This window comes from Nocardia flavorosea NBRC 108225, assembly GCF_001613385.1.
In the GTDB taxonomy this organism is placed as follows: domain Bacteria; phylum Actinomycetota; class Actinomycetes; order Mycobacteriales; family Mycobacteriaceae; genus Nocardia; species Nocardia flavorosea.
Genome location: NZ_BDCG01000044.1, coordinates 1 through 8,323, shown reverse-complemented (window position 1 = coordinate 8,323; position 8,323 = coordinate 1). Strand labels below are relative to the sequence as shown.

At 63.2% G+C, this 8,323-nt stretch carries 7 protein-coding genes and 1 pseudogene; 2 read left to right on the top strand and 6 right to left on the bottom strand.

Annotation, left to right across the window (positions count from 1 at the left end; all coding sequences use genetic code 11):
- Nucleotides 1–112: 112 nt before the first annotated feature.
- Complete coding sequence (locus tag NFL01S_RS33585; protein ID WP_062980361.1) at nucleotides 113–538, bottom strand: hypothetical protein; 426 nt, start codon at nucleotides 536–538, stop codon at nucleotides 113–115.
- Nucleotides 539–1,797: 1,259 nt separating this feature from the next.
- The gene (locus NFL01S_RS33580) at nucleotides 1,798–2,127 is read right to left on the bottom strand and encodes a hypothetical protein (protein ID WP_062980360.1); all 330 of its coding nucleotides are present in this window, start codon (nucleotides 2,125–2,127) and stop codon (nucleotides 1,798–1,800) included.
- A 238-nt stretch (nucleotides 2,128–2,365) separates the two neighbouring features.
- On the opposite strand from NFL01S_RS33580, the gene NFL01S_RS33575 reads away from it, so the two are divergent.
- The gene (locus tag NFL01S_RS33575) at nucleotides 2,366–3,880 is read left to right on the top strand and encodes an NF041680 family putative transposase (protein WP_305781586.1); all 1,515 of its coding nucleotides are present in this window, start codon (nucleotides 2,366–2,368) and stop codon (nucleotides 3,878–3,880) included.
- 55 nt (nucleotides 3,881–3,935) lie between these two features.
- Here NFL01S_RS33575 and NFL01S_RS33570 read toward each other — a convergent pair whose 3' ends face one another.
- Both NFL01S_RS33570 and NFL01S_RS33565 read right to left on the bottom strand, forming a co-directional pair.
- Entirely contained in the window at nucleotides 3,936–4,541 is a 606-nt protein-coding gene (locus NFL01S_RS33570; RefSeq protein WP_063916138.1) for a short chain dehydrogenase, read from the bottom strand.
- Nucleotides 4,538–5,431, bottom strand: coding sequence for a helix-turn-helix transcriptional regulator (locus NFL01S_RS33565; RefSeq protein WP_062980362.1), 894 nt, complete (start codon nucleotides 5,429–5,431; stop codon nucleotides 4,538–4,540). The genes NFL01S_RS33570 and NFL01S_RS33565 overlap by 4 nt, the downstream gene beginning before the upstream one ends.
- A 280-nt stretch (nucleotides 5,432–5,711) precedes the next feature.
- Here NFL01S_RS33565 and NFL01S_RS33560 point away from each other — a divergent pair, with 280 nt between their 5' ends.
- Nucleotides 5,712–6,398 carry an SDR family NAD(P)-dependent oxidoreductase gene (locus NFL01S_RS33560; RefSeq protein WP_062980357.1) on the top strand — a complete coding sequence of 229 codons (687 nt, stop codon included), beginning with the start codon at nucleotides 5,712–5,714 and terminating at the stop codon, nucleotides 6,396–6,398.
- A 25-nt stretch (nucleotides 6,399–6,423) separates the two neighbouring features.
- On the opposite strand, the gene NFL01S_RS37415 is transcribed toward NFL01S_RS33560, so the two are convergent.
- Together NFL01S_RS37415 and NFL01S_RS37410 are read right to left on the bottom strand one after the other, a co-directional pair.
- On the bottom strand, nucleotides 6,424–7,011 hold the full coding sequence (locus NFL01S_RS37415) for a TetR-like C-terminal domain-containing protein (protein WP_062980356.1): 588 nt from the start codon (nucleotides 7,009–7,011) through the stop codon (nucleotides 6,424–6,426).
- A gap of 333 nt (nucleotides 7,012–7,344) precedes the next feature.
- Nucleotides 7,345–7,953: pseudogene (locus NFL01S_RS37410) on the bottom strand (SDR family oxidoreductase); the annotation flags it as partial.
- Between the last annotated feature and the right edge of the window lie 370 nt (nucleotides 7,954–8,323).

Genomic DNA, 8,323 nt, shown 5'->3' with positions numbered 1-8,323 from the left:
AAGGCGGTGTTCTTCGGGCGGATGATCCCGATCTTCCGCAGCCTGATCTTGACCTGCCACCTGATCGTGCATCAGCCCCCTTCTCTGAACTTGCGCCGGTGAAGCGATCGAGTCAGGAGCGCCCGTGTGCGCGGTTGAGTTCGGGGTAGCCGCGAAAGTCGAAGAAGCGCAGGCCGTCGATCAGTGCTCCAGACAGGATTTCCGGCAGGGTCCACGGGTGGGTGGTGTAGTCGTCCGTTGCCACGCCTCCATGCTCGAGCAGCAGAGCGACCATTTGGTGAACCTCTGCGGTGCCGTCGATCCGTCCGGAGATGTCGATCTGCACCGCCCAAGTGGGGTGATGTCCGATGGCCGCTTCGAGGAGCGTCACATCCTTGGGATCCCAGTCGGAGAAGAGGTAGCCAGTCTGCTCATCGTCGGTGTCGATGTAGAGGTTGCCGTCCAGAGTCCACGGATCCCGCTGCTCAGGCAGATGTCGATCGAGCGAGGCGACGGTCTCAGCTCGCTCACCGGTGGGAAACACGAAGACAGTTCGCATGGGTTGGAGCGTAGCCAGTTCAGCTTCGTGGCGACCACGGATTTCAGGGACGGTGCTGGCCCGTCGATGTAGTGGTGGTGCGGTTGGCGATGTCGGCGAAGGCCGGCATGCCGAGGCCGACTGCGGAGGAGCGGCGGGCTGCTTCAGCATCGAGCTGGTCCAGCTTGTTTTGCGCGCCGACGAGGCTGATCTGGAGGCCCTCGACTTCGTCCAGCCATCCTTCCCGTTCCGACTGTCGCAGGCGGTGAGGCCCACGGCCGCTGCCACCAGTGCACCCACCACAAATACTCTTCGCAGGAATCTCTCCTGTTCGCTTATCCCCGCCCTCGCAAGGACAATCGAGGAGTAGACCATTTCGTTACGCCTCGATACGAAATCGTGCTCGATCATTAGCGCGTCTGTGACACAAGATATCTGGTACGCCACCTATGGCTCCCGACATGTGTGCGGCGCGCCCCCCAACGGAGCGCCACGCGCATGCTGAGCGCGAAATCCCTTTCCTAGCGGGCGGCTCCGCTATATCTGCCCGATTTTTGGTGAATGCTATGGCCACCCGACCCCACCGAAACAGCGCGCCGGCGGGCTGCGAAGCGGCGAACACACGGCCACCGTCGCCGCCGACAGCCTCTACACCACTCTGGTTAGGTCGCGAACCCTGCGCCACCGCCGGTAGAACGCGAGGATCCACCTGCCCGGTGCAGTCATCGGCGACAGGGCCCGCAGAGGCGCGGCAGTACCTGGGAACGCAACGAGCGAACCCGCCAGGACGTGTACCCGACGCGCCCCGAGAACACCCCTGGGGATCGGACTTCGCCCGGTCCGCGATCCCGGGCGACAACGCCGCTCGGCACGGGGCGAAGCCCTATCCCCAGGCAGCGAAACGGGGTCCGCCCCGGGCGACGCCCGAGTTCCGGCGGTGAAACCACCCGGTGTGCCGCTGGAATTGCCGGCAGGAGCCTGGCCGGACTGAACACACACCGAGCACCCGATCAACTGCCCCGATCTGGCGCTGATACTGGATGCTGGACGCCTGAAACCCTGATTAGCACGAGGATTGGCCGGGAGCTATCCTGACGGTTCTCGCGTTCCAAGGGGCCGCACGACCTGGGGCCGCGGTAGTACCGCTGGCAATCAGGTAAATATCCGAGGAACCGCAGCTGAGGGTGCTATCGCCGGGTCCCCGGTCCGTCAGCCGGCCACCAGAACAGCCTTCTGGCAGTCGCCGGCAACGCCGCGAGTGCGGGAGCGGACCACTCGGCTCATGCCTGGACAACCACGTCGTGCACGGTTGCGCCCCCGTTCGGGCACCATACCGATACCTTCCTCGGCCCCGGCGGTACATTGTCGACGAAGAGGTTCCCTGAAGGCGCGACCTCCAGGCTGACGGTTTGTGGCGTACCGAAATAGGGATCGACTCGGCACCATTCCGGCAGGTCCCCGCCGGTGGTAGTCACCGAGACCACAATCCACTTCTTACCCGCAGTGACTGTCGCGGTCGCATCGGCAGCAGCGACGCCCGCCGTTGCCGACAATACGACCGGCGCCGCGACGAGCGCGGCGACGAAACCGAGGATCTTCGATGCCCGCATGAGGTCCTTTCTCGAAACATCATGCCACGCGTTGCTCTGCCGCCCGTGGCGTCGTACAACCGGATTCTTCCACACGGACTCACCTGAAGCCGAAACTTCCACGCCCACAACGGCGGACGTCAGATCCGATTTCTCGACATCGTGGACGAGTTCACCCGCGAAGCCCTAGCTTGAGTTTTAAGCTCTGAACTGGTGTTTTGTGGCCCCGGGTGATAATGGGTGAAGCCCTTGGTTGATCATGTCCTCTTGCGACAGAAAGACTTTCAACAACCAAGGGCTTCAGTTGAACAGTGTGCACGACACCGGCTGCGCCGGCACGGTCGGGAACCTCTCGGGGTTCCGGCGCGAGTTGTATCGGTGCCTGACTCGACGGACGGACGCTGCGTTCGATCTGGTGGACGCAGTGTTATGCGCGGACGGGCCGGTGCGGTCGTTGCCGGAATTGTCGTTGATCGGTGAATATCGCCGAGGCCACGGCAGCATCTATGCGGCCCTGGACCGCGGCCAGGTCGATATCGCCCGGCTGCGGCGGGCACTGGTGTCGGTGCCGCTGCCGCGAGCCGCGGACGGTCGCCTGGTGCTGGCGGTGTATATCACCAGCTGGCTGCGGCCGGAGGCGCATACCTGCCCGCAACGGATTCTGTGTCACACTTACGGGCGGGCGAAGAACACCGCACAGATGATTCCGGGATGGCCGTATTCGGTGGTCGCCGCCCTGGAAACAGGGCGCAGTTCCTGGACCGCACCTCTGGACGCGGTGCGGCTGACGCCGGGAGACGATGCCGCGACCGTCACCGCCGGCCAGCTGCGCACCGTCATCGGCAACCTGATCGAGGCCGGACACTGGTGCCCCGGTGACCCGGATATCTGGATCGTGGCCGACGCCGGCTACGACGCGCCCCGGCTGGCGTTCCTGCTGGCAGATCTGCCCGTGGCCATCCTGGGACGCATGCGGTCGGACCGGGTCCTGCGCCGCCGCGCCCGCGCATGGCAGCCCGGAACCACCGGCCGTCCACCACGTCACGGCGGTGAGTTCGTTTTCGGTGATCAGACGACCTGGGGTGAACCCGACACCGCTGCCACGACCGACACTCGTCTCTACGGTCCTGCAACAGCGCGGTCATGGAATCGTCTGCATCCCAGGCTCACCCACCGTGCATCTTGGGTGCCCCAGGCCAGGAAGCTGCCGGTGATCGAAGGCACCGTGATCCGGCTCGATGTCAACCGGCTTCCCAGCGGCGCCATCCCGAAACCGGTGTGGTTGTGGCATTCGGTCCTCGACCTGGACCACACCGAGGTCGAGGTGTTGTGGCAGGCGTTCCTGCGGCGTTTCGATATCGAGCACACCTTCCGCATGCTCAAACAGACCCTCGGCTGGGCCTGCCCGAAACTGCGGAACCCGGAAGCCGCTGATCGGTGGACCTGGCTGCTTCTGGCCGCGTACACCCAACTACGCCTGGCCCGGAACCTCACCACCGACCTGCGGCGCCCCTGGGAAAAACCCGTTGCTCCGCAACGGCTTACCCCCGCTCGTGTTCGTCGAGGATTTCGGAACCTCCGCCGAATAGCGGCATGTCCAGCCAAAGCACCGAAACCCTCCCGCCCCGGTCCGGGTCGCCCGGCCGGTCACCGCAACCAGCGACCGGCACCTCGCTACGACGTGCACATCAAGACCGCCAGCGACAAGAAACCTTCCCAGAAAGCCGGACCGCGACCCCGCAGGAACTCCACAAACCACCAGCTCAGAGGTTAAAACTCAAGCTAATTGTGCGCACAATATTTTGCCGCGCGCTACCCGAGAAACACGGTCAGCCGTACGCGCGGATGACTCGGCCTGTGTCCTCGCCTTCGATGGAGCGCAGGTAGTGGTGGACGAGTTCATCCATCGGTACCGGGCGCATGCCGGGGAAGTGCTCGGCAAAGGCATCGGTGGAATCCCCGACCATAGTGGGACTGATCACGTTGATCCGCATTCTCGGGGACAGCTCTATCGCGGCCGAGAGGACGAAGCTGTGGAGCGCGCCACTGATGACGCCACCGCCGGTGACATGTGGCCATGGTTGGTCGGCGAAGATGCCGGAGGTCAGGGTGAAGGACGCGCCGTCGGTGCAGTAATGTTGCCCGGTAAGGACCAGATCGACTTGCCCGAAGAACTTGGCTTGCATGTTGTCGTACAGCGCGTCCGACGTCAGCGTACCGAATTCGTCGAGCGCGCCATGTGCTGCGATGCACACGACGCCGTCGATCTCCCCGACCTCGCGGTACAGAGCCTCTATGGTTTCACGTGAGGTCAAATCGACGTGGATGTCACCCGATGTACGTCCAGCCACGACAACCTCATGGTCGTGCGATCGCAGCGCGGGCACCAGGCGTCGCCCGATTGTTCCTGCACCGCCGACAACGACAATTCTCATTGTAAATTCTCCTTCCGAGATGGGGTAACTGCTGATGGGAGGTTCTGTTGCAAACTCTGTGCCAGAAGGATGAGCGCGTCGGCATCTGACGTGCCAGGACGCGCATAGAACAGCCCGATCTGTTGGTCGTCGTCGGTCAAGGTGACCGTCTCGTTCGCCAGGGCCACTCGCCCGACCACTGGATGGTCGAGTTCGCGCACGTAGTACGAGCAGGTTTGCACAGGACGTCGCGCCCACATTCTCGCGAACTCCGGACTGTCGACGGCGAGTTCACCGACGATCTGTTCGAGGAGACGATCGGCGGGATACCGGGCCACAGCCTGATGCAGGGCCGCCACTGTGACTTGCGCTTTGGCGTGCCAGTCGCGATACAACGCACGGTGGTGGGGATCGAGGAAGAGCAACCGAGCGATATTCGGCCGGACCTTCGTGTCCGGCGCGTTGATGTCGACATGGCCCGCCAGTAAAGCGTGACCAAGGCGATTCCACGCGAGGACCTCGGCGCGGTGGTCGATCACTATCGCTGGCACTCCGGGGATGACCGCGAGCAATTCTCGTATCTCGGACCGCAGCTTGCTTCTGCGAGAATGGGAGCGAGCCGGCCGTCTCGGCCCGGCGAGGACCCGCAGATGCTCGTGTTCGGCAGAATCGAGGCGCAATGCCGCAGCCAGTGCGTCGATGACCGCGGCGGACGCGCTATCGCTGACACCTTGTTCCAAACGTGTGTAGTAGCCGACGCTGACCCCGGCCAGTTCCGCCACCTCCTCCCTGCGTAGCCCCAGGACTCGCCGATGAATGAAGCCCGGGTCGACACCGGCTTCTTCTGGAGTCAACCGTTCGCGACGGCTGCGCAGAAAGCCGCCGAGGTCGTTCGCTCGTGTGTTGGCCACCAGTCCATTATCGTGTCCGGTCACCAATATCTGCCTGCCCCGAAAAGGGATACCCTGAGTTTCGAACACACAGGCTCGAATCAGGTCGGCACGACGCGATACCCAGCGCATACGCGTGGCCCGACCGCGCATACCACACCAGCTCCCGCCCCTACGCCACGGCCATCACCACATCCTGCGGTCCCGACAACGGACGCCACAGTCCTTGCCGCCGACGAATCCCGCAATTGAGCAACGCAGTTCAGGTTCGACACACGCCACCAAGCCTTAAACTTCATCGATGTCCTCGAGAATTGCCGTAGTAACCGGTGCCGCCGGAGGTATCGGTACCGCCGTCGTGACCACTCTCAGGGCTCAGGGATGGCTGGTCGCCGGTGCAGATCGACTCGAGTCGGTTGCCGACTCCGTTCACCTGGTCGACCTTTCTGATCCAACCGCGACGACCGCCCTTCTCACGTCGGTCTGCCAAGAACTCGGAACTCCGAACGCGCTGGTCAATGCGGCGGCGATCTACCGCGCCCACCCACTCCCAGAGGCCTCGCCGGAGTATCTCGCCGAAGTCATGGCTGTCAATGTGTGTGCACCGATCTTGTTGTGCCGCGAGCTGATCCGCTTGAACCCGGACGGTAGCTGCGCGATCGTCAATGTGACTTCGGTAGCAGCCCACACCGGCAGCCAGGATCCCGCTTACGGCGCCTCTAAGGGCGCGTTGATAGCGCTGACCAAAGGCTTGGCCAAGGAATACGGGCGGTTCGGCACACGTGTGAACGCGGTCGCCCCGGGCATCATCGACACCGCGATGGGACGCTCCATTCCCTCCTCCAGGCGAGCACGCTACCTTTCCGAGATACCAGCCAACCGATTCGGCACTCCCGAGGAAATAGCGGCCGCGATCGCATTCCTGCTGTCACCCGATGCCTCGTATGTGAACGGAGAAATTTTGAATGTCAACGGCGGCATGAGCTGAACAATTGCGAAGTGGCCGGCTCCGACTACTCGAACACTCCCACCGCGGGAAGAATTGCCTGGTCGACGATGTCGATCAGCAATCGGCCAGTCGGCAGCCGATCTGAATCGAACGCAGCTTTCAGCACCAGGGCCTCGCCGATATCGAGAACGACAGAGGTCAACCGCGTCGGGTCGATTTGGCCGGCCTCCGCGTAATGCCGCAGTACAGTACCGGTGAACCGGCCGCCTTTCGCCTCGAAAACCTGACTGTAGATCGCCTCCGCCAGCTCCGGGTAACGGGCTCGTTCGGCGATAATCGTGCCGATTACGCGCGCGGTGGGTGTTCTCAACCACGACACCATGAGCCGTAGCGCTTCGATCAGGTCGTTGCGCAGGTTGTTGGTCGGCGCCGGAGCCGGATGTTCCTGGGGGAAGTCCGCTCGGAGCGCATCGAGCACAACCGCCTGCGGATCGCGCCAGCGACGATACAGCGACGTCTTGGCAATAGCCGCCCGCTGAGCGATCCCATCCATCGTGAGCTTACCCATACCGACGTGGACCAACTCTTCGATCACCGCCGTCCTCACGGCGGCTACTACTTCCGCGTCGCTACGCCGCCGTCGTGTGGACATAAGGCCCCACCTTCCCTGGTCGTTCACTCTGATCTGGCACCCTACGGGCAAAATCGGTCGGATGTTCTGAACCCACCATCCACCCAGTATCGGAGACCAAGAAGTTTCGGCGCGCGGCATCGCACTCAAGATCTTGTCGTTCCTGCGAGCAACAGCGTTATTAATGGTCCGATCTGTGTGCAGGTACAGCTGACCAGCACGAATGACCCGCACAACCGATTGGCCCACCTGGTCTGGCGATTCCCCGTGTCGCCCGAGCAGCGAATCGCCCTTGTCGGCATATTCTCGCGCTTCTGTGGACAAGCCTGCCAGCGCCACACTGTTCGAGCTGATCTTGGTGCTGACCAGACCCGGACACAACCGCGTCACGCCGATCGGATGATTGGCCGCCCGCAGGTCGAAATCGAGCGCTTCCGAGAATGCCACTACCGCGCTCTTGGTTGTCGTGTATGTCAAACAGGACGAGCCCACCGAGTACGAGTTCGGGTGGATCGCCAATCCCGCCGCGGAGGCGGTGTTGACGATATGCCCGGGCCCGCCACTGTCCACCATGCGAGGCAGGAAGGTCTGGATGCCGTTGTAGACCCCATTGAGGTTGCCCCCTACCACCAGGTCTCACAGGTCATACCCGAGCTGCGGCAGCGCATCGGGAACCCGGATACCGGCATTGTTACAGAGCACGGACACTGCACCGAGGCGCGCCTCCACCTCCTCGGCTGCACACGCGAAAGTATCGCGATCACGGACGTCGAGCTCCAAAGCCAGCACAGAACCCGGCCCCGACTGCTTCGTAAGCTCAGCGTGCGCAGAGCCCAGCGCGCCCGGGTCCACATCGGCTACAGCCACGGCGGCACCCTCGGCAAGGAACGCGCGTGCGAGGGCAAGCCCGATGCCCTGGGCGCCTCCGGTGATGAACACGACTTCTCCGGCCAGATTCTCCATACCATCTCCAAACACCCCGCCATTCACGAGTTCGGCCAAGGGTCGGCCTCGATCCGAAAACGACTTACGCTACATTTGCGTAGCTACCATAGCGTAGCTATAGTAGGGATGCGACCCACAAAGAACGCCGCGCCCGGACCCGAGAGGACCCTGCATGACACTCCAAGAATCGAACACCCTCGAGTTCCGCCCGTCGCAGTACAGGTGAACTGGGATGAGACGACTGGTACATCGCGGACCACATTGACCACCCACCTCTGGACGGCGCCTCCATTGCGCCGCGGCTCCCCGATTCACGACAAGTCGTTCACAGCCCTACGTGAACTGCGCGCCGACCTCACCCGATTCCTACCGTGGTTCAGCCAGCCCC